This window comes from Pseudomonas sp. MYb2 (assembly GCF_002979955.1).
Lineage (GTDB): Bacteria > Pseudomonadota > Gammaproteobacteria > Pseudomonadales > Pseudomonadaceae > Aquipseudomonas.
Genome location: NZ_PCQC01000014.1, coordinates 66492 through 92407 on the forward strand (window position 1 = coordinate 66492; position 25916 = coordinate 92407).

The 25916-nt window shown below is 60.0% G+C and carries 20 protein-coding genes and 1 tRNA gene; 4 read left to right on the top strand and 17 right to left on the bottom strand.

Annotated features, from left to right (window positions below; all coding sequences use genetic code 11):
- Positions 1–5: 5 nt before the first annotated feature.
- The 4 genes from cysT to dibA form a co-directional block, all read right to left on the bottom strand.
- A complete protein-coding gene (gene cysT / locus CQ009_RS21290) occupies positions 6–824 on the bottom strand; it encodes a sulfate ABC transporter permease subunit CysT (RefSeq protein WP_038367238.1) in 819 nt (272 codons plus the stop codon).
- A gap of 173 nt (positions 825–997) precedes the next feature.
- Positions 998–2011, bottom strand: a complete 1014-nt coding sequence (locus tag CQ009_RS21295) for a sulfate ABC transporter substrate-binding protein (protein WP_038367242.1) — start codon at positions 2009–2011, stop codon at positions 998–1000.
- A gap of 147 nt (positions 2012–2158) precedes the next feature.
- Complete coding sequence (oscA, locus tag CQ009_RS21300) at positions 2159–2341, bottom strand: sulfur starvation response protein OscA (protein ID WP_007917682.1); 183 nt, start codon at positions 2339–2341, stop codon at positions 2159–2161.
- 236 nt (positions 2342–2577) lie between these two features.
- Positions 2578–4497 carry a phosphodiesterase DibA gene (gene dibA / locus CQ009_RS21305; RefSeq protein WP_064389039.1) on the bottom strand — a complete coding sequence of 640 codons (1920 nt, stop codon included), beginning with the start codon at positions 4495–4497 and terminating at the stop codon, positions 2578–2580.
- A gap of 146 nt (positions 4498–4643) precedes the next feature.
- On the opposite strand from dibA, the gene desA reads away from it, so the two are divergent.
- Together desA and CQ009_RS21315 are read left to right on the top strand one after the other, a co-directional pair.
- Entirely contained in the window at positions 4644–5828 is a 1185-nt protein-coding gene (desA, locus tag CQ009_RS21310; RefSeq protein ID WP_064389040.1) for a delta-9 fatty acid desaturase DesA, read from the top strand.
- 144 nt (positions 5829–5972) lie between these two features.
- Positions 5973–6962: a sensor domain-containing diguanylate cyclase gene (locus CQ009_RS21315; RefSeq protein WP_064389041.1), complete on the top strand. Its 990-nt coding sequence runs from the start codon at positions 5973–5975 to the stop codon at positions 6960–6962.
- Between the two features lie 142 nt (positions 6963–7104).
- Here CQ009_RS21315 and CQ009_RS21320 read toward each other — a convergent pair whose 3' ends face one another.
- From CQ009_RS21320 to gabD, 3 genes are all read right to left on the bottom strand, one after another.
- Entirely contained in the window at positions 7105–8316 is a 1212-nt protein-coding gene (locus CQ009_RS21320; protein WP_105708605.1) for a response regulator, read from the bottom strand.
- Positions 8317–8452: 136 nt separating this feature from the next.
- Complete coding sequence (gene gabT, locus CQ009_RS21325; RefSeq protein WP_008080000.1) at positions 8453–9730, bottom strand: 4-aminobutyrate--2-oxoglutarate transaminase; 1278 nt, start codon at positions 9728–9730, stop codon at positions 8453–8455.
- Positions 9731–9915: 185 nt separating this feature from the next.
- On the bottom strand, positions 9916–11358 hold the full coding sequence (gene gabD / locus CQ009_RS21330; RefSeq protein WP_064389043.1) for an NADP-dependent succinate-semialdehyde dehydrogenase: 1443 nt from the start codon (positions 11356–11358) through the stop codon (positions 9916–9918).
- 443 nt (positions 11359–11801) lie between these two features.
- Between gabD and CQ009_RS21335 the strand changes: the two genes are divergently transcribed.
- Positions 11802–11878: transfer RNA gene (locus tag CQ009_RS21335), tRNA-Arg, on the top strand.
- A 77-nt stretch (positions 11879–11955) separates the two neighbouring features.
- Here CQ009_RS21335 and CQ009_RS21340 read toward each other — a convergent pair.
- The 5 genes from CQ009_RS21340 to CQ009_RS21360 all read right to left on the bottom strand — a co-directional run bounded on the left by CQ009_RS21340 (position 11956) and on the right by CQ009_RS21360 (position 15772).
- Positions 11956–12225, bottom strand: a complete 270-nt coding sequence (locus CQ009_RS21340; protein ID WP_224790812.1) for a hypothetical protein — start codon at positions 12223–12225, stop codon at positions 11956–11958.
- A gap of 20 nt (positions 12226–12245) precedes the next feature.
- Positions 12246–12836, bottom strand: a complete 591-nt coding sequence (locus CQ009_RS21345) for a hypothetical protein (RefSeq protein WP_064389045.1) — start codon at positions 12834–12836, stop codon at positions 12246–12248.
- Positions 12833–13414: an RNA polymerase sigma factor gene (locus CQ009_RS21350; RefSeq protein WP_236708298.1), complete on the bottom strand. Its 582-nt coding sequence runs from the start codon at positions 13412–13414 to the stop codon at positions 12833–12835. The genes CQ009_RS21345 and CQ009_RS21350 overlap by 4 nt, the downstream gene beginning before the upstream one ends.
- Positions 13415–13444: 30 nt before the next feature.
- Positions 13445–15124 (bottom strand): VWA domain-containing protein, encoded by a 1680-nt coding sequence (locus CQ009_RS21355; RefSeq protein ID WP_105708607.1) that lies wholly within the window; start codon positions 15122–15124, stop codon positions 13445–13447.
- 87 nt (positions 15125–15211) lie between these two features.
- Positions 15212–15772 carry a YbhB/YbcL family Raf kinase inhibitor-like protein gene (locus CQ009_RS21360; protein ID WP_064389048.1) on the bottom strand — a complete coding sequence of 187 codons (561 nt, stop codon included), beginning with the start codon at positions 15770–15772 and terminating at the stop codon, positions 15212–15214.
- A 139-nt stretch (positions 15773–15911) separates the two neighbouring features.
- Here CQ009_RS21360 and CQ009_RS21365 point away from each other — a divergent pair, with 139 nt between their 5' ends.
- On the top strand, positions 15912–17435 hold the full coding sequence (locus tag CQ009_RS21365; RefSeq protein WP_105708610.1) for an apoptosis inducing factor family protein: 1524 nt from the start codon (positions 15912–15914) through the stop codon (positions 17433–17435).
- A gap of 110 nt (positions 17436–17545) precedes the next feature.
- On the opposite strand, the gene pgaD is transcribed toward CQ009_RS21365, so the two are convergent.
- The 5 genes from pgaD to CQ009_RS21390 form a co-directional block, all read right to left on the bottom strand.
- On the bottom strand, positions 17546–18076 hold the full coding sequence (pgaD, locus tag CQ009_RS21370; protein WP_105708612.1) for a poly-beta-1,6-N-acetyl-D-glucosamine biosynthesis protein PgaD: 531 nt from the start codon (positions 18074–18076) through the stop codon (positions 17546–17548).
- Complete coding sequence (pgaC, locus tag CQ009_RS21375) at positions 18073–19428, bottom strand: poly-beta-1,6-N-acetyl-D-glucosamine synthase (protein ID WP_105708614.1); 1356 nt, start codon at positions 19426–19428, stop codon at positions 18073–18075. Before pgaC ends, pgaD begins: the two co-directional genes overlap by 4 nt.
- Before the next feature lies 1 nt (position 19429).
- Positions 19430–21427, bottom strand: coding sequence for a poly-beta-1,6-N-acetyl-D-glucosamine N-deacetylase PgaB (pgaB, locus tag CQ009_RS21380; protein ID WP_105708616.1), 1998 nt, complete (start codon positions 21425–21427; stop codon positions 19430–19432).
- A 12-nt stretch (positions 21428–21439) separates the two neighbouring features.
- Positions 21440–23920: a poly-beta-1,6 N-acetyl-D-glucosamine export porin PgaA gene (gene pgaA / locus CQ009_RS21385; protein WP_105708618.1), complete on the bottom strand. Its 2481-nt coding sequence runs from the start codon at positions 23918–23920 to the stop codon at positions 21440–21442.
- Positions 23921–24178: 258 nt separating this feature from the next.
- Positions 24179–25684 (bottom strand): YdgA family protein, encoded by a 1506-nt coding sequence (locus CQ009_RS21390; RefSeq protein ID WP_064389054.1) that lies wholly within the window; start codon positions 25682–25684, stop codon positions 24179–24181.
- Positions 25685–25916: the final 232 nt, after the last annotated feature.

Consider the following 25916-nt stretch of genomic DNA (forward strand, 5'->3'; position numbering starts at 1 on the left):
CCTCCTTATGGGGTTTCGATGCGCCGCTGCAGCAAGTTGATCAGCAGCAACAGGACGAAGGAAACCACCAGCATCAGCACGCCGATGGCGGTAGCGCCGGTGTAATCGTATTGATCGAGTTTGACCATGATCAGCAGCGGCAGGATCTCGGTTTTCATCGGCATGTTGCCGGCAATGAAAATCACCGAACCGTACTCGCCGACGCCACGCGCGAACGCCAGGGCAAAACCGGTGAGCCAGGCGGGCAGCAGTGCGGGGACGAGGATGTGGCGGAACACCTGCAACGGTTTCGCGCCGAGGCACGCGGCAGCTTCTTCGACTTCGCGGGGAATGTCGGCCAGCACCGGCTGCACCGTGCGCACCACGAACGGCAGTGTGACAAAAGTCAGCGCCAAGGTGATACCGAGTGGGGTGTAGGCGATTTTGAAACCGAGGTCAGCAGCGAATTGCCCGACCAGACCGGCCGGCGCGTACAGCGCGGTCAGCGCGATACCGGCCACCGCTGTCGGCAGGGCGAACGGCAGATCGATCATCGCGTCGATCACCTTGCGCCCCGGGAAGGTGTAGCGCACCAGCACCCAAGCGAGCAGCGTGCCGATGATGCCGTTGATGATCGCGGCACACAGCGCGGTGCCGAAGCTCAGCTTCAACGCAGCCAGCACCCGCGGCGCGGAAATGATCGTCCAGAACTGATCCCAGGTGAGTTGCGCGGCGTGGACGAACATCGCCGCCAGCGGGATAAGCACAATCAGGCTGAGGTACACCAAGGTGTAGCCCAGCGTCAGCCCGAAGCCGGGTATGACGGGGGAGATACGACGCGACATAAAAGTCCTTGGTTAAAAAGCATTCCGCTGAACGCACCAATGTGGGAGCGAGCTTGCTCGCGAAGAGGGAGTATCAGTCAACTCTACGTCGTCTGACACTGCGCTTTCGCGAGCAAGCTCGCTCCCACATTTTCCGCGCCTGGCTTCAGGCTTGATGTGTGGCTGAAGTCAGATTACTGCGCCTGATAAATCTGGTCGAACACGCCACCGTCGTTGAAGAATTTCGGCTGCGCGGTTTTCCAGCCGCCGAAGTCCTTGTCGATGGTCACCAGGTCCAGTTTCGGGAACTGCTGGGCGTACTTGGCCGCCACGTCCTTGTCACGCGGACGGTAGAAGTTTTTCGCGGCGATTTCCTGACCGGCCGGGCTGTACAGGTGTTTCAGATAGGCTTCGGCAATTTGCTCGTTGCCCTTCTTCTCGGCGTTCTTGTCGACCACGGCCACTGGCGGTTCGGCGAGGATCGACAGCGAAGGCACGACGATGTCGAACTTGTCGGCGCCGCCATCTTCTTTCAGCGCCAGGAACGCTTCGTTTTCCCAGGCCAGCAACACGTCACCCTGACCGTTGTTGACGAAGGTGATGGTCGAACCGCGAGCACCGGTGTCAAGAATCGGCACGTGCTTGAACAGGGTCTGGACGTATTCTTTGGCTTTGGCTTCGTCACCGCCGTTGGCTTTCAGGCCGTAGGCCCACGCGGCGAGGAAGTTCCAGCGCGCACCGCCGGAGGTTTTCGGGTTCGGGGTGATCACCGAGACATCGTTCTTGACCAGATCGCCCCAGTCCTTGATGCCTTTCGGGTTGCCCTTGCGCACCAGGAAGACGATGGTCGAGGTGTACGGCGTGCTCGCTTCCGGCAGACGCTTCTGCCAATCGGCGGGCAGGGTCTTGCCGAGTTTGGCGATTTCGTCGATATCACCGGCCAGGGCCAGAGTCACCACGTCAGCGCGCAGACCGTCGATCACCGCACGGCCCTGCTTGCCCGAACCGCCGTGGGATTGCTGGATTTTCACGGTGTCGCCGGCGTGGTCTTTCTGCCAGAACTTGATGAATTCAGCGTTGTAGTCCTGATACAGCTCGCGCGTCGGGTCATACGACACGTTGAGCAGTTCGTAATCCTTGGCAACCGCGGAACCGGCAAACACAGCGCTGGCCAGGGCGGCCAAAGCGTAACGGCGAATCGACGACATGGTGAAAGCTCCTGGAATTCTTGGTGGTGGCTTTTTCTTATGTATTTCGGAAATCGTGTTGCCGGTTCAAAGATCGCCGCCTGCGGCAGCTCCTACACACAGCCCCCTGTAGGAGCTGCCGCAGGCTGCGATCTTTTGATCTTCAACTCAGCCCGGTTGTTTACCGGGTTGCTGCAAACGGAATTTCTCTTTGCGTTCGATCTGCACGACTTGCGCGTTGTGCACAGTGATCTCCACCGCGCCGAAACGCAGATCGCGCAGGGCGCTCTGGATTTCACGCAAGATGGTGCTTTCGTCCTGACCGTCAACGCTGCGAAGGGATGCGCTCATGGTGCTGCTCCTTTGAATGGGATTTGCCTGGCAGTGGGCGGCACTGCGTTCGGCGTGGGAGCAATATAAGAGAGGCGCGGATATTCTTAAAAAGACTATTTAAGAATGTTTATATAACTAGAAAACATTATGTGGCGGGGCAAGGGTTTGCAGCCTGTTGAAGCAAAAGATCGCAGCCTTCGGCAGCTCCTACACAATTACCGTAGGAGCTGCCGAAGGCTGCGATCTTTTGATTTTTAACCAATCAATGGCGCGCGATCCCAATCAATCTCCAACGCTGGAACCGGCCGCCCAAACCAATACCCCTGCCCCAACTCACATGCCTGCTCCAGCAAAAACACCGCCTGTTCCGCCTGCTCGATCCCTTCCGCATGCACCTGCATGCCCATGCTCCGCGCCAGCGCGATGATCACCCGGACAATCGCTGCGTCATCCTCGTCCCACGGCAGCCCGGCGACGAAACCCTGATCGATCTTCAGCTTCTGCACCGGCAAGCGCTTGAGCCGCAGCAGCGACGAATAGCCGGTGCCAAAATCATCGATGGCCAGACGAATGCCCAGCTCGCGTAGACGATGCATCTGTTCCAGCGCCACTTCAGGGTCATCCATCACCGCACTTTCGGTGACTTCCAGCTCCAGACAAGCCGGGTTCAGCCCGGTTTCATGCAGTACTTGAGCGACCTGCTGATACAGCTCACGTCGGGCGAACAAGCGCGACGACACATTCACCGCAACAAACGACAACACGATCCCGGCCTGTTGCCACTGACACATCTGCCGACACGCCTGCTGCATCACCCAGGCATCGATCTCGGCGATCAGCCCGGTGCGCTCGGCAATCGGGATGAATTCCGCCGGCGACACCAGGCCGCGCTGCGGATGCTGCCAGCGCACCAGTGCCTCTACCCCGATCAGGCGACTGCTTTTCAAGTCATGCACCGGTTGGTAATAGACCCGCAGTTCCTGCTGCTCCAGCGCGCGGCGCAGTTCAAAAGCTGTTTCAACCCGTTGCTGGGCGTGGACGGTGAGTTCTTCGGTGTACAAGGCGTAACCGTTACGACCGCTGCTCTTGGCCTTGAACAGCGCCGCATCGGCATTGCGCAACAATTGCTCGGCGCTCAGTGCGTCGCTGGGAAACAGGCTGATGCCGATGCTGGCGTTAATGAATAATGGGTGAGCATCGAAGCAGAACGGTTCCTTGAGCGCATCGAGAATGCGTTGCGCCAGCGCCGCTGCCTGGCCCGGTTGTGGACAACTTTCCGCCAGCACCGCGAACTCGTCGCCACCGAGGCGAGCCAGGGTAATGCCGGGGCCGAACAACGCCTGCAAACGAATCGCCACAGCCTTGAGCAAGCGATCACCGACGTTATGGCCGAGACTGTCATTGATCATTTTGAAGTGATCGAGATCGAGCATCAGCAAGGCACAGCCACGCTTGTGGATCTGCGCAGACGCCAGCGCCTGCTCGGCGCGGTCGCTGAACAACAGGCGATTGGGCAGGTCGGTCAGCGGATCGTGATGGGCGAGATGCTTGAGCTCGTGCTCGGAGTCCTTGATCGCGCTGATGTCGGAGAACACTGCGACGTAATGACTGAGCCGGCCTTGATCATCGTGAATGATGCGGATGGTTTGCCATTGTGGATAAATTTCACCGCTTTTGCGCCGGTTCCAGATTTCCCCGCTCCACTCGCCCTGCGCCTCCAGAGTGGCAAACATCGCCTGATAGAACCCCGGCGGATGATGACCCGACTTGAACAGGCTCGGCTGCTGCCCGAGCACTTCTTCGCGTTGATAACCGGTGATCTCCATAAAGGCGCGATTGACGTGGACGATCAGCCCCTGATGGTTGGTGACCAATACCCCCTCGCGAGTGCAATCGAACACCGCAGCAGCCTGGCGCAGGCGCTCGCGATCGGCATGCCGTTCACGCAGGTGCGCTCCGATTCCGAGAAATTCGCAAAGGCGTGCCCGAGCGAGAAAGATCAGACCGGCGCTGACCGCCGCAAACAGGTAACCGTTGATCAGTTGCCATCGCGCCAGATCGACGGAGCTATCGAAGAAATTGTTTAATAAATGATCAGCACCTTGCAGCCAGACGACGGCAAGCACGAGATAGAGCAGCGCTGCACGCAAGGCATCGCGATATGTGGCAGACATTCGGCTGTCCATGTCCCTACAAAAAGGTTGGAATTATAGGTCAAGAAACATCCAGCGACTCTTATCTGAAAGGGCGACTGGTTTTATCTGTGTGCTTAGTGATAATGCAACGGCTGTTTTTATCTTTATCGAGGGCCCTATAGCCTATGTGGTACGAAGGTTTTCTTGGCTTGTCGGCCTGGTCTCTGGTCGCAGTCACCCTGCTGATGACCCACGTGACGATTGTCGCCGTCACGGTCTATCTGCACCGCTACTCAGCCCATCGCTCGCTTGAGCTGAATGCCGGCCTGAAGCACTTTTTCCGTTTCTGGCTGTGGCTGACCACGGCGCAGAACACCCGCGAGTGGACCGCCATCCACCGTAAACACCACGCCAAATGCGAAACCGAAGATGACCCGCACAGCCCGGTCATCAAGGGTTTGTCGACGGTGCTGCGTACCGGCGCCGAACTTTACCGCGCCGAAGCGCAGAACCCGGAAACCCTGCGCATCTACGGCAAGAACTGCCCCGAAGACTGGATCGAACGCAACGTCTACAGCCGCTACCCGCTGCTGGGTGTAGCGATCATGGGCGTGATCGACCTGCTGCTGTTCGGCACCATCGGCATCACCATCTGGGCGATCCAGATGATGTGGATCCCGGTGTGGGCCGCCGGCGTCATCAACGGTCTCGGTCATGCCGTCGGCTACCGCAACTTCGAATGCCGCGATGCGGCAACCAATCTGGTGCCATGGGGCATCCTGATCGGCGGCGAAGAACTGCACAACAACCACCACACCTACCCTAACTCGGCCAAGCTGTCGGTGAAGAAGTGGGAGTTCGACCTCGGTTGGGCGTGGATCAAAGTCTTCAGTTTCCTGCGCCTGGCCAAGGTTCAGCGTGTCGCGCCGATCGCCCACCGTGTCGAAGGCAAGGGCAGTCTGGACATGGACACCGCCATGGCGATCCTCAACAACCGCTTTCAGATCATGGCCCAGTACCGCAAGTTGGTGATCGGTCCACTGGTCAAGCAAGAACTGGCCAAGGTCGATCATTCGGTGCGCCACCAGTTTCACCGCGCCAAACGTCTGCTGTCGCGGGAAACCAGCCTGCTGGAAGACCGTCACCACTTGCGGATCCAGAACATGCTCGAGCACAGCCAGGCCCTGAAGGTAATTTACGAAAAACGCCTGGCCCTGCAGCAGATCTGGGTCAAGACCAGCTCGAATGGCCACGACATGCTTGCCGCCATCAAGGAATGGATTCACGAAGCGGAAGCCAGCGGCATCCAGTCCCTGCGTGAATTCGCCGACCAGTTGAAAACCTACTCGCTGCGTCCAGCAGCGGTCTGAAGCCATTGATCGGTGCGCCCGCAACCCGGGCGCACCCTTTGGAACTTCCCTTCCAATCCCCTATCTCAATGACACTTCGCCACCTCCGGCGGGTTGTACCGTGGCCGTTGTCGACTTCCGGCACGCCTTATGAGATTGGTGCCGATGGTCAATAACAACCAAAAAGACTCATCCTTGCCGCAGTGGCCAGAAGCCGCGCAAACCCTTATGGCCTTGATGCACGCTCAAGGCGAAGTCGCCCGCCTGAGCGAGCGCGAGCAGCTGTTCAGCTCGCTGCTGGTCAGCGTCAACGCCGTGCTCTGGGCCTTCAACTGGGAAACCCGGCAGGTGCTGTACGTCAGCCCCGCCTATGAACGGATTTTCGGTCACTCCGCAGCGCTGCTGCTGGCCGACTACAACCAGTGGCGCGATAGCATCTATCCCGACGACCTTGAGTACGCCGAACGCAGCCTCGCCGAAGTGCTGCACAAGGGCGCGGTAGAAGATCGCGAGTACCGGATCATCGCCGCCGATGGTCAGGTGCGCTGGCTCAGCGACAAGTGCTTCATCAATCGTCAGGACGAACCCGGACAACCGGTGATCATCGTCGGCATCGCCGAGGACATCACCGACAAGAAGCAGATGGAAACCGAGCTGCATCGTTTGGCGACCACCGACGTGCTGACCCAAAGCAGCAATCGCCGGCACTTCTTCGAGTGTGCCCACCGCGAGTTCGACGAGGCCCGCCTGCAAGGCTCGCCCTTGGCATTTCTGCTGCTGGATATCGATGATTTCAAAGTGATCAACGACACCTACGGCCACCCTGAAGGCGACAACGTGCTGCAACGGATTGCCGAGTGCGGTCGTGGATCGTTGCGCCGCGGCGACCTGTTCGGACGCATTGGCGGGGAAGAATTTGCCGCGGTGTTTCCAGGTTGTGCGCCGGACATGGCCATGCAGGTGGCTGAACGGTTGCGGCAGGAGATTCAGCGGTTGAGTTTCAACCACGACGGCCAGAGCTTCGCTATCACCGTGAGCCAAGGCCTGACCAGCCTCACCGAAGATGACGAGAACCTCGACAGCCTGTTCGCCCGTGCGGATGCGGCGATGTATGAGGCCAAACGGCAGGGCAAGAATCGCATTATCTCTGCCTGAAACCGCCCTCCCGCCTCAACACAGACCCACTGTGGGAGCGAGCCTGCTCGCGAAAGCGTCGTATCAGACAATGATGTGCTGAATGACACTCCTTCTTCGCGAGCAGGCTCGCTCCCACATTTGGAATGTGAGTGAATCCGGGTCATTTACGCATCCGCATCAACTCCGGCAAGCCGATCTTGAGCAACCGCGCCGTACGGCTCTTCGCCAGTTCTTCAATGCCTTCATGTTCGGTCAGGCGCGCCATTTGCGCCGCCATGTTCATCACCAGCGCCTCACGGGAATAGACCCCGCCACCGAGCTGGTAGACCGATGCAATCAGCTCACGCAACTCCAACGGCAATCGCCAGCGGGTGCGTAGCGCCGAGCCGTAAGCCGCGCCAAATTCCGCCAGCGCCTCGCCGACTTCCTCCAGCTCATCCAGCTCACCGCCGGCCTGCTGCCACTCCTGTAAACACCGCAGCAACGCCAGATCACCCAACCGATGGAGCATGCCCGCGCAGTAGCAGCGCTCCTGATCCAGATCGAGCAAGCGCGCCAACGTGCGCGCGTATTCAGCAGTGTGCAGCGACAGCCCCCAATAGCGCTCGGCATAGTCGGCCAGACACGGATCACTGAGCCTGGCACTGCGTTTGAGCGCCAACCCCAGGATCAGATTCATGCTCTGCCCGGTGCCCAGACGCTGCAGGGCTTGAGCCAGTGTCTGCACCGGCGCGCCATGGTGCTGCGCCGCGCTGTTGGCCGCAGCGATCAACACGGCAGTGATCTGCGGATCGGTTTTGATCTCATCTTCCAGCAGCTTCAGATCGAGGCCACCGGGATTGAGGCTGCGTTTGACGGCTACCTGCACATCGGTCATCAACGGCGCGCCGTCAGCCTGTTCGCGGCGACGCTCAAGAAACACCGCCAAGGTCATGCCCGGCGCCAGCGCCGGCACTTCACAGAACACTTCTTCCCCGGCATTGAGCAGCAAACCCTGCAAACGCTCGGTCAGGTTTTCCATGTTCAGCGGCTTGGTCAGATACGCCGTCGGTGCCAGCGGAATCGCTTCGCGCACACTGGCGCTGTCGTTGCGGCTGCTCATCAGAATGAACGGCAGCGGCGGATTGCGTTTGCGCTGACGCACACTGCGCAGCACATTCAAACCATCGACGCCGGGCAGTTCCCAATCGACGATGGCGAGGTCATACGGAATTTCGCTGAGCATCGACATGGCTTGCTGGCCATCGGCACACAGATCCAATCGCGCATCGCAACGCACGTTCAGCAACACTTGTTTGAGCAGATCGCGAGACCACGGATCAGCCTCGGCAATCAGCACTCGCGGTACGGCGGGTAAATCAACGGCAGTCATGCGCGCTCTCCCTTGCAATGCCTGAACCTTAGCCAATGCTGGCCATTCGATACAGTGCTAATGCGTCGATGTGTTTCAAGGGGCGTAAAAAAACCCGCCGAAGCGGGTTTTTTGTCGATCAGGTCACACTGGGTGATCAGAGCTCGGAAAAGCACTCTTCGATGATCGCCAGACCTTTGTCCAGTTGCTCGTCCGGCGAGGTCAGCGGTACCAGTACGCGCAGAACGTTGCCGTAGGTGCCGCAGGACAGCAGGATCAGACCCTTGTCGCGCGCCTTGGCCACAACGGACGCTACTGCCGCAGCGTTTGGCTTGTGGCTGTCGCCGTTTTCGAACAGTTCGACCGCGATCATTGCGCCCAGGGCACGGACTTCGCCGATCACCGGGTACTTGGCCTGGATAGCCTTGAGGCCAGTGACCAGACGCTCGCCGACTGCCTTGCAGCGATCCAGCAGGTTTTCTTCTTCGAACACTTCCATCACCGCCAGGGCAGCGGCGCAAGCGATCGGGCTACCGGCGTAAGTACCGCCCAGGCCACCTGGAGCGATGGCGTCCATGTATTCAGCCTTGCCGCACACGCCAGCCAGCGGGAAGCCGCCAGCGATGGATTTGGCGAAGGTGGTCAGGTCGGCAGCAACGCCCATCTGTTCCATGGCGAAGAACGTGCCGGTACGGCCAGCGCCGGTCTGTACTTCGTCAGCGATCAGCAGGATGCCGTGCTGGTCGCACAGCGCGCGCAGACGCTTCATGAATTCCTTCGGCGCAACGTAGAAACCACCTTCACCCTGAACAGGTTCGATGATGATCGCGGCGATGTCTTTCGGCTCGGCGTCGTTCTTGAAGATGCGTTCGATGGAAGCGATCGAGTCGTCGATGCTCACGCCGTGCAGTTCGTTCGGATACAGCGCGCGGAAGATGCCGCCTGGCATCAGGCCCATGCCGGCCGAGTAAGGCACGACTTTACCGGTCAGGCCCAAAGTCATCATGGTGCGACCGTGGTAGGCGCCGGTGAACGCGATCACGCCGGCACGGCCAGTGGCGGCACGGGCGATTTTCACGGCGTTTTCGACGGCTTCGGAACCGGTGGTGACCAGCAGGGTTTTCTTGGCGAAATCACCCGGGATCTTGGCGTTGATTTTCTCGCACACTTCTACGTACGGCTCGTAAGCCAGAACCTGGAAGCAAGTGTGGGTCAGCTTGTTCAGCTGTTCGGTCACGGCAGCGATGATTTTCGGGTGCACGTGGCCGGTGTTCAGTACAGCGATACCGCCGGCGAAGTCGATGAACTCACGACCTTCAACGTCAGTCACGGTAGCGTTCTTTGCCGACTCAGCGAAGATCGGGTGAATCTGGCCAACACCACGTGGAACAGCTGCGGTACGACGGGCCATCAGTTCAGCGTTAGTCTTGCTCATTACAGTCCTCATTCGCCGCTCATCGGGCGGCGTGGTTCAAGGATTAAGCGGGAGAAATCGACGGTGGCAGCATGCGATGATCGACTGCCACGGCGTTCCTGGCCGCAGAGAAAATTCCGGTTTGAAACGACGCAAAGGGACAGCGCTCTCGTGCCCTTTGCGTTTGCAGCAATCCTTGTCCGGGCTTAGATGCCCAGGCAGAGGTATTTGATTTCCAGGTAATCTTCGATGCCGTACTTGGAGCCTTCACGGCCCAGGCCCGAGGCCTTGATGCCACCGAACGGCGCGACTTCGTTGGAGATCAGCCCGGTGTTGACGCCGACCATGCCGTATTCCAGCGCTTCCGCGACACGGAACACACGACCCAGGTCGCGAGCATAGAAGTACGAAGCCAGACCGAACTCGGTGTCGTTGGACATCGCGATCACTTCGGCTTCGTCTTTGAAACGGAACAGCGGCGCCAGTGGACCGAAGGTTTCTTCCTTGGCCACAGCGGCGTTCTTCGGCACGTTGGTCAGGATGGTCGGCTCGAAGAAGTTGCCTTCCATCGCCTTGCCACCGGCCAGCACGGTGGCGCCTTTGGATACGGCGTCAGCAATGTGCTCTTGCACCTTGGCCACGGCTTTTTCGTCAATCAGCGGGCCAGTGGTGGTGCCGTCTTCCAGACCGTTGCCGATCTTCAGTTTGGCCACAGCCACTTTGAGCTTCTCGGCAAACGCGTCGTAGACCGAATCCTGAATGTACAGACGGTTGGCGCAGACACAGGTCTGGCCGTTGTTGCGGTACTTGGAAATGATCGCGCCCTCGACGGCCTTATCCAGGTCCGCGTCGTCGAACACGATGAACGGTGCGTTGCCGCCCAGTTCCAGCGAGACTTTCTTGATGTCCTTGGCGCATTCCGACATCAGTTGACGACCGATTTCGGTCGAACCGGTGAACGACAGTTTGCGCACGATCGGGTTGCTGGTCAGCTCGCTGCCAATGTCGCCGGCGCTGCCGGACACGACGCTGAACACGCCTGCAGGGATGCCCGCGCGCTGAGCCAGTTCGGCCAGGGCGAAAGCGGAGAATGGAGTTTGCGAAGCAGGCTTGAGCACCATGGTGCAACCGGCGGCCAGGGCCGGGCCGGCCTTGCGGGTGATCATCGCCGCCGGGAAGTTCCATGGAGTGATCGCAGCGGTCACGCCGATTGGCTGCTTGATCACGATCAGACGCTTGTCTGGCTGGTGACCCGGAATCACGTCACCGTAGATGCGCTTGGCTTCTTCGGCGAACCACTCGATGAACGAAGCGGCGTAAACGATTTCGCCCTTGGCTTCGGCCAGCGGCTTGCCCTGCTCGAGGGTCATCAGGCGCGCAAGGTCGTCCTGGTTCTCGATCATCAGTTCGAACCAGCGACGCAGCTTGCCGGCACGCTCTTTGGCGGTCAGGGCACGCCACGCCGGCAGCGCTTTGTCAGCGGCCTCGATGGCACGACGGGTTTCGGCAGCGCCCATCTTCGGCACGGTACCGAGAATTTCGCCGGTGGCCGGGTTGTTGACCTTGATCGTCTGACCGCTGTCCGCATCGACCCAAGCGCCATCAATGAAGGCTTGCTGGCGGAACAACAGGGTGTCTTTAAGCTGCATGTCGGCTTTCCTTAACAGCACCGCGGCCTGCGCGGAGCAAATTATGATTGTAGAAAGGCGCCTCGCAAGGCTGCCGTCAGGGAAATCAGTGACCGGGTGTGGCGCATCAAACCGTGGACGATTCGAACCACCGGCGCTTCAACACCCCGTCAACGAGCGTTTGAAATCTCAAACGGATCGTAGGATCAAAGGGGTTAAAGGACAATAGGTCGTTCGAAAAAAAGAACAAAAACGGCGTGTTTGTGGAATTTTTCAGATCAACGAGCCAAAAGCCCCCGCCGCAGGAAAACCTTAGATCAACCACGCCAAAGCGCCAAGCGAGGGTTTTGCAGGACGTTACAGCTTTATGGAATGCAGCGATTTGCGCCGACACGCGCACTGACAATCCGCGCCAAAACCCAGCATGGACGCCCCGAGCCGACCTAGGTATGATGTCGCCCGCTGCACCAGTAGCTCAGCTGGATAGAGTACTGCCCTCCGAAGGCAGGGGTCGTGGGTTCGAATCCCGCCTGGTGCGCCATTGATTTAAACGAGAAAGCCCCGGACTGTGATGGTCCGGGGCTTTTTTGTGGGCGGTCCAAAAGGACTGGAGCGACGTCACTCCGTCGTCCAGTCAAACTCATCGTAATCATCGTCGTCCTCTTCCTCCCCAACCTCCTCCTCAAAAACCTCGTCTTCATCAACGACATCTTCTTCCGGCTGGTTCAGCAGAAACTCTTTACGCGCTTCAGTAATCGCTCGCCGCATCTCTTCGCCCTTTTCCGGGCAGTTGAGCAGTTGGGCAATGCGGTCAATTTTCGATGCCACGTTGTCCTCCAGCGTATTGGCAATGCCCCGATAGTGCGCGTTTTTGCGGGGTAATGCCAAATGGCTGGAGGATCAGGCGGTCATTTTTTCTGCAACTGTTCGAGTCGGGCGTCGAGATCGGCGTTCGGGTAGCGTTTGTGCAGGTTGTTGAACAGGCTGTCGGCGGCCTGCAGTTGGCCGGATTCGCGCAGGCGCAGGACTTCGCGCAGTTGCGCGTCGAGGCCATTGACCGGGGTGGCGGTGCGTTTGCTGAGTTTGGCTTGGTCAGCGCTGATGGCTTCGCTTTGCATCGGTGCGGCCATTTCTGCCATCGGTGCCGGCGCGGGCATGGCACCTGCGGGCGCCGACAATGCTTGCGGCGCCTGCTTGCGCGCCAGCGGTGCGGCGGGTTTCGCTGCCGGGGCGAAGTCGAATTGCCCTTGCGGTTCGGGAGCACGTTGCACCAGTGACAACATCAGGGCGACGCCAATGAGACTGGCGAATGCGACTTGCCAGCGTGGTTTTCGGCACGCATCGAGCCAGCGTTGCAACAGGCTTGGCTTGGGCGCCGGGACCTCGCGGCGGGCAGCGTTGAGGATAAATGCATCGAGGTGCGCCGGTGGTTCAGCGTTGTGTTGTTCACGCACATGTTTGATCAGCAGATCTTCGGGTGTCTGGCGGGCGTCAGTCATGTCAGTACCTCCTCGGCCAGCAGCCGACGCAGTTTTTGCTGGGCGTAGCGCAAGCGGCTTTTGACGGTTTCCAGCGGTGCTTCGGTGAGGCTGGCGATTTGCGCCAGATCGAGATCGCCGTGGGCACGCAGCAGGAACACTTCGCGCTGGTCGGCGGGCAAGGTTTGCAGGGCGTTTTCCAGGCGCTGGCTGTCACGGCTGAGGCTCAGCAGCTGTTCGGGATCATTCGTCTCATCGCTGACGGCGTGGCTTTGTTCGTCATAGCTGTCGTGCAACGGTTGGTGAACCCCGTGTTTGCGCCAGTGATCGATCAAACGATTGCGGGCAATCTGAAACAACCACGTACGAAAAGTCGCCCGGCCTTGTGGCTGACTGGCGCTGCGGATCAGGCTCAGCCAAGTCTCCTGAAATACTTCGTCGGCCAGTTCCGGCTTGCCGCTCAATCCGAGTAGAAACCGGTACAAACCTTGGCGATGGCGGGCGTACAAGATCTCGAACGCCGCGCCGTCGCCCTCGCGATAACGCGCCAGCAACGATTCATCGCTGCTGGCGGCTGAGCTGTCTGCGGAGGCAAACAGCTGACTGATAAACCCCTTCAGACGATTCACTTATTCAATCCGTCGTTCAGTGGCCTGCGCATTCGATGCGGTAGAAGTGCGCAGACTCTGCGCCAGTTGCACCAGTTGCACGAACTCGTTGCGCAGGCCAAAGCGGTCATCGCCGCGCGCGCCACGGGCCAGTGTTTCCGTATCTTTCAGACTGAAATCGCCGGTGTAGCGGCCGTCCTTGAGTTGCTGGGAAAATGCGGCGACCGCAGCAGCAAAACGCAGGTCTTCGCTGGCAGATGCGACCTGATTGGTTATCGGCCGCTCGATCAGCAGACTTTTCCCACCGTCAGGACGTTGATAACGCACACGCAGCATCGCCAATTCCCCGCTTTTCCCGGAAACAACCGGCTCCGACTTGCCGTAACGCAGTGGCTCCAGCCAGCCCCTCTCGCCCGCCGGAACAATTTCGTACAGCGCGGTCACCGTGTGTCCTGCGCCGATTTCGCCGGCATCGACTTTGTCATTGCTGAAATCCTCACGCTTCAAAGCACGATTCTCGTAGCCGAGCAGGCGATATTCGCTGACCTGCGCCGGGTTGAATTCCACCTGCAGTTTGACGTTTTTCGCCACCACAGCGAGGGTCGAACCCAGTTGATCGACCAGTACTTTGCGCGCCTCGCGCAGGTTATCGATATAGGCATAGTTGCCGTCGCCCGCATCGGCCAGTTGCTCCATCAAGTGTTCATTGTAGTTATCCACACCAAATCCCAATGTGGTCAGCGAGATGCCACTTTTGCGTTTATCCACAGCCATTTGCTTGAGGCTGTCGAAGTCGCTGATGCCGACATTGAAATCGCCATCGGTGGCCAAGAGGATGCGGTTGATGCCTTTGGGGATAAAGGCCTGCTGCGCCATTTGGTAGGCCAGTTCGATACCTGAAGCGCCAGCGGTCGAACCACCCGCAGTCAATTGCTCGATGGCTGTACGAATTTTCGCCTTCTCACGTCCGGAAGTCGGCTCCAGCACCACTCTCGATTCGCCGGCATACACGACCAGCGACACACGATCCTGATCGCGCAATTGATCGACCAACAATTTCAGCGTGCTTTTGACCATCGGCAGGCCTTCGCGGCGATCCATCGAGCCGGACACATCGACCAGAAACACCAGATTGGCCGGGGCCAGTTCCGCTACCGTGCGGTCGGAAGCCTTGATGCCGACGCGCAGCAAGCGGGTGTGCGGATTCCACGGTGAGGCGGCCAGTTCGGTGGTCACACCGAAGGGCGAGCCATCGCTGGGTAACGCGTAGTCGTAGGGGAAATAATTGACCAATTCCTCCAGCCGCACCGCGCCTTCCGGCGGCAGTCGTCCCTGATTGAGCAAGCGGCGCACATTGGCGTAGGCGCCGGTATCGACGTCAGCGCTGAAAGTTGAAACCGGGGTTTCGGCGACGCTGTGGATCGGGTTGTCGGCCAGCGCCTGATATTGCTCGCGCTGCTCATCACGATAGCCCTGTGGATAACTGTCCGCAGACGGCGTCACTGTAAAACTGGCTAGCGGGGCGGGGTGTGCCATGCGCTTGGCCATCGCGCCAGCGACCGGCATCGCTTCCTGTTGAACCAGCACTTCGGGCTGCGCCGGCGCTGGCACAGCAGCGGACTCGGGTTTGGAAGACACACCGCAACCGGCGAGCGCCAGCAGCACAGCAACCGCAGCAGGGCGTAAGAGAGGAAGAGACATGGGGGCTGACCTCGGGATGAAATTGATCATTCATCCACTGAGACGGGCAGCCCTTTCAGTTCGGGTTAAACGCCGCTAAAAATTTTTTCAGCGGTGATAACGCCGCACCGCACTGCTGTTACGCAGCACATGACCTTTGATTTTTTCCATCAGCTCGGCGCGAGTCAGACCGGCCGGCAAGGCATCCGGCGCCAGATCCAGTGCGTAGATCTGGATGATGTAGTGGTGCGCACTGTCGCCCACTGGCGGACACGGCCCCATGTAATGGGTGTTGCCCTTGCTGTTGGTGCCGCCGACACCTTCGAACGCGGATTTGGCGCCGACGCCTGCCGCAATCTGGTGCGTGGTGGATTTGATGCCGTAGTGAATCCAGTGATCGACGCCCAAACCTTTCTGGCCGTCCGGGTCATGCATGACGATTGCGTAACTCTGGGTCCCGGCGGGACCTGCGTTCCAGCTCAGTGCTGGCGACTGGTTCTTGCCGCCACAACCGGCCGCGTCGCTGGCCGCTGCCGAAGTGAACAGGCGGTTATCGGAAACACCCGGGATGCTCAGGGTGAAACGCTCCTGGGCCTGCGCCGGAAACTGCACGCAAAGGGTGACAGCGAGTGCTGCCAGCCAGGGGTTGAGAGAGGTCAATCGGGTCATTCCGGGAGCACCTTGTGCAGTGGGGCCGTCGTAGGCCTGCAAACTATAGCTGTACCGTTCGTGCCATGGCAGTGGCAAATGGCTGAACCTCGCAGCGATACACAAACTCACAAGAGAAATGCCCGCGAGGAAGCCGCACATGTCCCTGCACCGCGTCGCCCGTTACGCCGATGTCCCCCACGACCGTGGCCTGGCCGTTGAAATCGGCGACTGCAAGATTGTGCTGCTGCGCGCAGGCGAGCAGTTGCGGGCCTTTCAGGGCGAATGCCCGCATGCCGGTGCGCCTTTGGCTGACGGTGCGTTGTGTCACGGACGCTTGATCTGCCCGTGGCACAAGGCTGAATTTCGCGCGGAGGATGGCGCGTTGTGCGAGCCGCCCGCGCTCGACAGCCTCAAGCGTTATCCGCTGGAACTGCGTGGCGAGGAAGTCTGGGTCGATGACCTGCCGCTGGAAGATCCGCATACGCCGCCGGCAGACGATGCGCGCACGTTCGTGATTGTCGGCGCGGGCGCAGCAGGCACCGCGTGTGCCGCTGCGTTGCGGGAAAAGGGTTTTGGTGGCCGCATCGTGATGATCGACCGCGAGGCCGATGCCGGTTATGACCGCACGGTGCTGAGCAAATTTGTCCTCGCCGGGGAAATGCCACCGGAAGATGCACCGCCGTTGCGTGATGAAAGTTTCTATACAGAACAGCGCATCGAACGTCTGCAAAACCAAATCACGTCCATCGATGCCCAGACCAAAGCCCTCCATCTCAGCGACGGCCAAACGTTGAGTTACCACGCTGCAGTACTCGCCACTGGTGGCGAACCCAATCCCTTGGAATTACCCGGTGCCGAACTGCCGCAGGTGTTTTTACTGCGCTCAAAAGCCCAGGCCGAGCAGATCATGAAAACAGCCAGCCCCGATCAGCGCGCGGTCATCATCGGCGACAGCTTCATCGCCCTCGAATGCGCCTCCGCGCTGCGCCAGCATGGTCTCGACGTCACGGTACTCGCGCGCCACGCCATTCCATTCGCCGCGCAATTCGGCGAAGCGGTGGGTAAAGCGATCCGCGCGCTGCACGAGGAAAACGGCGTGAAGTTCATCACCGAGCACGAGGCGACAGAGATCATCGGCGACGGCAAGGTTGAGGCGGTACTGCTGGACAACGGCCTGCGGCTTTCTGCGGATCTGGTGCTGGCAGGGATCGGCGTTCATCCAGCGACAGAAGCGTTCGCGTCACTGCCCAAGGAAAAGGATCAATCGTTGCGCGTCGATGGCGGCATGCGTGTCATCGAAGGGCTGTGGGCGATCGGCGACATCGCCACGTTCCCGCTGAACGGCCAGCCGCAACGCATCGAACACTGGCGCCTGGCTCAGCAACACGCGCGAATCGCTGCCGCCAACATGCTCGGTGGCGACGAGCATTACCTCGATGTGCCGTTCTTCTGGACCTGGCATTTTGGCAAGAACTACGACTACCTCGGGCATGCCGAACATTGGGATGAAGTGGAGTTTCTTGGCGAACCCGAAAATCCGCCCTTTATCGGTCTGTTCGGTAGAAACGGTGTGGTAGTTGCCGCCGTGGCTTGCGAGAAAGAAAGAGCGATGGCGTTACTCACCGAGCGCATGAAGCAACCACTGCCGATGGAAGATGCCTGGGAACTGATCCGCGATTAGCGGCCGATTGATCGTTCCCACGCTCCTGCGTGGGAATGCAGCCCGTGACGCTCCGCGTCACTGGACGCGGAGCGTCCCAAGAGGCATTCCCACGCAGAGCGTGGGAACGATCAAAGCCGGGTCAGGGGCTCGCGATTGCCATCATCTTCAGCATGCAGAAAGATCACTCGCGGATGCTCCAACGGTGCCAGTGGCGGCGGCAATTCCTCCTGCTGTACCGGCCAGAAATGCATCACCACATGGCTGATATCGCCTTCCTGATCGTTGTGAATGGTCATCACCCCGGGCGTGCGCAGCTTTTGAAAGCGGTCATCGCAGAGTTTGAAACTCCTGCTCAGGCCTTCATCGTCGATCACCGGCGACGGCAGCCGGCGTTGGGCGAAACTGCGACTCTTGCGCTGCTGATAACGCGCCCAGGAAATCAGAATCACCGCGTTGACCAAGGCAATCCACAGATAAATCTGCAGGGTACCCAGCGCGTCGAACGCCGATTTATCGATCAGCGGCCCGCCCGCGTGAGTTTCGATCAGCGGCCATAAGCCGCGGATCAGCAGAAACAGCAGGCCAACCCAGGCCACCACGGTGAGGATCACATCGATCACTACCAGAAAGGGCCGCTGGCGAGTCCGGATGATTTTCATTTGATGACCTCCTCTTCGTCGTCGCCGATCGGTTTGATGCCCCGATCAGGACTGACCCAACGCGCACGTTTCTGATGTTGGCCGAACAGCACTTTGGGGAAGCTGACCAACGTGGTCAGCAGGCTGATAAGCCAGAACACCAACGGATACCAGACCACCCAGAACATCGTGCGACCCAATCCCGGCTCATAGCGCCGGTCGATGATGATGCTGACGGCGAACTGCACCAGACAGACAAACGCCAGCAGCAACCCGGTAAATGCCGGCGGCATCAGGTGATCCACCGCGATGGCCTCCGGCATGACCACAAATTTGCCCACGCCCCAGAAAATCACCGACAACAGGAAGGTAAACGCCCAACCGGTCGACAGGCAGTATTCGAACAGCAACGGCCACAGGTAACGATGGCGGTACTGCCAGATGCCACGAATATTCTTGAACAGCACTTCGGCGCCACCCTGAGCCCAGCGCAAACGCTGCTTCCACAGGCCGCCGAGGGTTTCCGGCATCAGAATCCAGCACAGCGCGCGCGGCTCGTAGAAGATGCTCCAGTGATCGAGTTGCAGCTTCCAGCTGATGTCGATGTCTTCGGTGATCATGTCCGGGCTCCAGTAACCGACGCGGTTCAGCGCAGTACGGCGGAACGCGACGATCACTCCGGACACGGTAAAGATCCGTCCGAACACCCGTTGCGTGCGCTTGATCAAACCGATGATCGACGAGAACTCACCGACCTGCACCCGCCCGACCAGCGTCGAACGCGTACGAATGCGCGGGTTACCGGTCACCGCGCCGAGACGCGCGTTATCCAGCATCGGCGCAACCAGATACGCCGCGGTATTGGGCGCCAGCAGTGCGTCACCGTCGATGCACACCAGATACTCACTGCGCGCCGCGATGGCGCCCATGCGCAGAGCAACAGCCTTGCCCTGGTTTTCCGCCAGGTGCAGCACGCGCAGGCGCGGATCTTCCTTGGCCAGCGCATCGAGCACTTGCGCGGTGTTGTCCTTGGAGCCGTCGTTGATCGCGATGACTTCGATGTTCGGGTAATGCTGGGCCAGCGCCGCGTGGATGGTGTCGGCGGCGTTGTCACCTTCGTTGTAGCAAGGGATCAGGATCGAGATCAGCGGCTCACCTTCCAGCGGTGGCGGCAGCGTGTCGTCTTTCCATGGCCAATGGCGCTCCCAGTGCAGCCAGAAATACAGGCCACCGGCGATCCACAAGCCAGACATGAACAACGGGTAGAAGAACACGAAGTCCATCAGGAACTGCCCGGTGACCAGGAAGATCAGGCCCAGCGGCACGCCGAGGACGAGCGCCAGAACAAGCAGGGCTAACAGTCTATCCAGCATGTTATGGATTCCATTTGTTGGAGAGCGCAGGCCTTACGGTTTTCAGGTCCGGCAGGTTGTCGAGGAAGTTGTCCGGGTAGTAACCGAAACTGGTCGCGCCCTGACGTTTGAGGCGACCCATCCAGTCCGCCATCACTGCCGCGTCAATGTCGGCCTGATCCTTTTTGGTCCAGTCCCGCGCCTGCAATTCGAACACCGTGCGATCCAGTGCACCGGGACGCTGTTTGACGATTTCGACGAGTGCTTCCAGCCACGGGCCGGACTGCGCCTGCGTCTGTTTTTCCATCAATGGCATGGCCATTGGCGCCGTCCAGTCGTAGGTCGCGAAGAAGTCGTCGAGGTTCTGCGCGAACCACGCTTCGCTCTGCGGGTTGATCATCGGCTCGGCGAAAATATTGCGCGCGGTCTGCACCTGCGGGCCACGAATGGCGCGGACTTTGGCAGTCAGCTCGTTAGTGAAATCGATGAGGTATTTGCTCTTGAAGCGCGTCCAGCGTTGCATCGCGGCAGGATCGTCGCGCAGGGCGGCAATCGAACCCGGCAAACCGTGGGCAGCGTAGGCTTTCAAGGCCTCAAGACCAGCATCTTCGAAATCCGACAGCACCGCGTCGTCGTGGTAAAGAATGCCGTCGACCGAGGTCAGTCGCGCGACGTCTTCGTAGATTTCGCCGATGATCCGCCGTACTTCCGGATCAAACGGCGACAGGCGCTTGTACTGGTCAGGATCGACAGAAGTGGTGCCGGTTTTCGGGTCCCAGCGAGTGACGCGTGGCAGTTTCGAATCAAGGCCGAAACTCAGTACAGGCATCCAGGCAAAAACTTTCACGTGGGCACGAGTGCGCAGCTGCCAGGCGACACGGTCGAAGAGGTCGGCACGTACCGGCAAATGGCGGTTGGGGAAGTACAGCGAGTGCACCAGACCGTCGCCTTTCGGATCGGCGAAAGCTTGCAGGAACACCGTGTTGGCGCCCATGTCAGCCATGCGCTGCACCAGTTTGCCGAGATTGATGTCCTGTTGCGCCGGATCCGGGTCGTAGACGTTGTCCAGATCGACATGCACCACGCGCATGGCAAAATCCGACTGCACGCCGACGACGCTGTTGGCGAAATGCTCGCCGTCAGGGTCGGAGGCGACAAGGAAGCGCGGGCTGCTCATCAGGTTATCGAGGGCATCGAGACCGTCGTCCAGGGTCAGGGCCATTTCATAGCCCTGCTCGCCCACCACGGTCAGCGAAGTACCGTCGGCGGTGCCGTACGGCCAGACCCAGACTCGCGGCTTCTTGCCGGTAACCTTACGGATTTTTTCCGAGATGTTGTTCACGTCGGTGCGGATCCGCGCCTGGAATTCGGCCTCGGATTCATAGCGCTTGGTCAGCGGATCGTAGCGCCGGGTTGCGGCAGCAGGCTGCAGGTTGCCTTGCGGGTTGGCCAGAATACCTTTGTGGTTGGCGTCGGTGTGGGCAGCGATTTCCACCAGACCGGATTGCGAGATCTCGCGCACCTGATCCCAGGTCAGGAAGTCTGAACGTGCGCGCGGGGCACCGGCGAAATCCACTGGCTGATTGAGCGGCGTATCGATCCAGCTGCCGACCGGCGCCAATAGCGCGTGCCAGTTATAGGCGCGCAGCACCGGCAGTACGCGGGTGTAGAAGCTCGAATAACCGTCGTCGAAGCTGAGCAGAATCGCTTTCGCCGGCAACTCCGGACCACCCTTGCGCGCGGCCATGATCTGGTCAACCGTCACCGGTTTGTAGCCATTTTCACGCAGCCACGCGAGCTGTTCGATCATGCGCTCGGTGCGTACCGCCACCACCGCCTGATCGGGATCGCGGTCTTCAACGTCGTGATAGGCAATACCGAGCACGTGGTTTTTCGGCCAGGGTTTTTCACTGGCCGCCAGCGGGCGTTCGGACGGCGGCGCAAAGGCCGGGGCTTGCTGGGCGCAGGCGCTGATCAGCAGCACTCCCAGCAGAAGGATGAAACGCGAAATCAAAGGCATCTTCAAACTCTTCTAGAAGCGGAAAGTGAGGTCGACGAGCAGACGCAGATCGGTCTCCCGATCACCGTCGTAGGGCCGGTTGATCACACTGAACAAGCCGCCCACCTCGAACACATCGTTCCAGGCATAGCGTTGCCCATAACCGAGCAGGGCCATGCCGCCGGTGCCGTGATCACGCTGGCTGTACGTCCCCGCGCCGGCCTGGAATTGCTGACTCCAGGAAGTTTCGTAGCGGTGGTAGAGCACGTGATTGACGTTGACCAGCGGCATCACGCTGAAGTCGGATTTGGGGTTGAAGTACGGCACGTCATCGGACTTGGAGTTGTGACTGCTGCCGACTTCCAGCCCTGCATCGACCTGCACGTTCGGCGCGCTGTAAACGCCCTCGCGACCGGTGAGCAAGGCTTCGACGCGATTGTTGCCGTCGCTGAAATGCGACGGGCTGACCGACAGACGCCACTCGCGGCTTTCGTTGGCGCGCCAGCGGATGAACCCGCTGCCGCCATTGGCCTTGATATCGCTGTTGAGCGCGCGCAGCGGCGTCTCGGCCGACAGATATTCGAGGCTGCCGCCGTACTGCCAGTGGTCGTTGATGTCGCGGGCGATTGCCAGACGCGCGCCCTGCTTGTCGCCAAAACCGTAATCGTGATTGGACACTTCTGCTTCGAGGGTCATGTCACGAGTGCGCCGTTCCAGGCCAACCCGCTGGAAGCGGTGGTGACCGGTGCCTTCGGTGAAGTCGCCGGTGGCATAACCGGCCCCGGCAAACACCCGCCAGTCTTCAGCGATCGGCGGGCTGTACAGCGTGGTCTGAATGCCGAAATCGCGGCTGCCGCTGACGGCGCCTGCATCGCTGTCACCGCCACCGTTGGCTTTGCCGCCATAGGCTTCGACGCGCAGTTCGGACATGTCGTGGACTTCACGCTCGTGCGCCAGACGCTGCACTTGGCGGTTATCCGGATAACGCGCGACGACGTCGTCGGTCAGCGCATCCATTTGCCGCCATTCCTGCAATTCCATCGCAGTGTGCGCCTGGCCAATTTCCAGGCCCATGTCGCGCGGCACCATGCTCTCGGTTTCCTTGAGCTGCATTTCTGCGCGGCGCGGCCAGTTGCGGGCCAGGTACAAATCGGCCTGAGCCAGACGCAGACCGGTATTGCCCGGTGCCTGATCGACCAGTGTCTGCAAACGTTCTTCGCCATGGGGCAGATCAGAACCATAGGTGCCGGCCTGCGCCGCCAGTTGCTGGGCGTCCATCCATTCATCGTTGGGGTTGCCGATCGGCAAGCCCTTGAGTTCGATGCGCGGGCGCTGCGACTTGGCGGCGTCTTCGGCCACTTTACGTGCCTCATCGGCGCGGTCACTTTCCAGCAACGCGTAATACAGCGCGGTGGTGTCTTCGAGGCGGTCGCCGACATCGGCGTCCGGCGCGGACAGTACCTGGCGATACAAGTCAGTCGCGATTTCCGGCTCACGCTGGTCCAGATACGACGCTGCCACCCAACGCTGGGCGTAGGTCGGAATCTTCACGCCTTCGGCTTGCAACTTCTGGTACTCAGTAATGACGTCGGCGGTGCGCGCCCGGGCCTTGAGCGCGCCCATGCGGTCGATACGCCAACGGGTCACGTCGTCCTTAGCGCTGGTGTCCGGCGTCCAGGTGGCGAGCAGTTTGTCGTAGTCGGCCAACGCGCGGTCAGCGATCACGTAGCGCTCTTTCTCACTGCGAGTGGCGAGTTCGGCAAGGCGTACGCGCTCGGCAGCAAGATCGCCTTCGAGGCGGCGCAGGGTCACCGGATCGATCAGACCCGGACGTTGATTGGCCAGACGCAGCGCCGGCTCTGGCAGACGCGCCTTTTGCAACGCGACCACGTATTCACGGGCGACTTCCGGCTTGCTGCCGGCGCGCTTGAAGGCTTGATCGTATTCGAACAACGCGTCGTATTGCTTGCCCGCGCGGGACAGCGCATAGCCCAGCGCCAGACGGCGGGAAGGATCATCAGGTTTGGCTACGACCAGCGCTTTGGCGCGGGTCACCGCTTCATCGGGTTTACCGGCATCAGCCTGGGTCAGGGCTAGCCCGAGTTGCAGGTCGGCGTTATCCGGCTCCAGCGCCAAAGCCTTGTTGTAGACCTGCGTGGCTTGATCCCAACGCTTGAGGTTGCGATACGCGCGGGCGGTGGCGGTCAGTGCCTGCACCGGCAGGACACGGTCACGGCCCTGGGTTTCATAGACCTGCACCACTTCGCCATCTAGTCCCGCCCAACTGGCGATTTGCAGGTGATCGCTGATCTGCCCGGTGGTCGATTGGCCGGGTGGTACCTGACGCAACACCGTCAGCGCCGGCGTGGTTTGCCCGGCACGGGCATCACGGACCATCTGATCGTAGGGTGTGTCGGCAAACGCCAGCGCCGGCCAGAGCAATTGGCTGCACAGCGCGACTCGAAACAAAGGGCGTAAACCACGATGCAATACAGGAACATCAATACGCGGCATTCGTCAGCATCCTTACATGGCCAGCCGGGTCGCAATGCCCTCCTTGCCCTTTCGTAACGGTGGCCGCCCATGCACATGCAACGGCCAAGCTTAGTCAGGCAGTCTTGCACGCAAGCGTAGACCAGAATCCAGAACACAATAATTGTTCAGAATCGTCCCGACGGTTACGCCGGGACAGCCAAAACCCGAACGCCAGACAGCAAAACGCCCGGCGTCTGTAGCATCCAGAGGCCGGGCGTTGCTATTAAGAACGCAGAATTACTGCACTTGCGTGACGCCTGCGAACTTGCTCATCAGGAAGCCGACGAACTGCTCGACGGTCATCTTCTGGCCGTTGAATTCGACCTGATTGGCGGCGTAATGCAGCTTGGTCACGACGTTGGTGCCATCGACAACGGCCAACTGCGAACCGACCGCCATGCCGGCGAACATGTCGGCGGCTTCCTTGGACTGATCGACGATGGCTTTGGCATCGGTCTGACCGTCGAGTTGCGCTTGCACGCTGAGCAGATCAACCAGCATCGGCTTGGACACCTGGATATTCAGGTCAAGCAGCGCAATCAGTTGTTTACCCAGTTGATCCGGCGGCAGATCCATCGATTGCGGTTTGGTCAGGTCAATCACCAGATTGGCCTTGCTCTCACCGTTGGCGGTGTTGAAGGAGAGGTTTTCCAGCGCAAACTGTGGGCCGGCGGCCAGCAGTTTCTGCAGGTCAGCTTTGACCTGGGCGTTTTCAGCCTCGGTCAGGTTCAGCTCCGGCGCTGGCAGGCCTTGGGCTGCTGCCTCGGCGGCGGCTTTTTCGTAAGGCTGCAGTTTGGTCTGGTAAATCTGCATCAGCGACATCGTCGACGGGATGTCGAGGTTTTTCAGGCTCATGGCCATGTTGGCCGAACCGATTTTCTTGTCGTTGAGGCTGACTTCGCCAATCTTGTAATCGGCGCGACCGGAGGCATTGCTGCCGTTTTCTTCGGTGAGGTTCTTCATTTCAAACTTCTTCACACCCAGCACCGACTGCTTGGGCCCGAAGGTGGTTTTGCTGTCGGTCAGCTCCAGAGTGTTCTCGCCGGTGTAGTAGCCGTAGCTGCTTTTGGCGAGGTTGCTGGCCAGGGTCAGACCGTTGAGTTCGACCTGCACCGGCGCCTGATCTTCAGCCACCGTGACCAGTTTCAGGTTGTCCATGTAGCCGTCAGCCTTGACCTTCTGCGCCTGCGCGTTGGCCGAGATATTCATGGTCAGGCCGGAGAATTTCAGGCTCGACTGCTCATCCAGTGCGGTTTCGAAAGGCAGCAGGTCGAGGGTGCTGGTGGTGGATTCGTCGTAGCCGATGCTGGTCACGCCTTTAAGCGGAGCGGCGCCCTTGGTGGCGGCGAACCACTTCTCGGTGGCCGGGTTCTTTTCCAGCTCGTAGTTGCTGGTGGCCATGACCGGCAGCCATTTCAGCGAAACCAGGCGCGAGAACGGTAGCGGGCCGTGCTCGATGTGGTCGACGAACAGCAATTCGACCGGCTTGTCGCCAAACATCTCGCCTTCACCCTTGAGGCGGTAGTGCGCGGTGCTGGTGAAGGTATGGCGGTCGAGCGACACCAGTTCCAGCGACGCGCTGCCGTTGGAACCGGCCATCGCGGTTTGCAGCTCTTTGTTGGCATTGCTGACGGCGTTGTTCAACACGCCTTCGATCTTGGTCCCGGTGTACCAGGCCCCGCCTGCGCTGATCGCGCCAATGGCAACAACAATTCCGAGGAGCACGCCTGCTGATTTATTCATGGATGACCTGATCGATTTCCGTGGCTGTGAGTGTGGTCGTCTTCCCTGAACCCGTGACCGGGTCGCGGCTCGACTGCGCTGAAATTAGCGATGGAGATTAGCACCGGGCGCGCAAGGTGGCCCAATGTTTAAAGGTTAAAGAGTGTCTATGGGAATTGTGGACAGTCGACAGGCGGGAAGAGTTTCGGTGTTTTTTAGGGCGCTATCGCGAGCAGGCTCACTCCTACAGGGG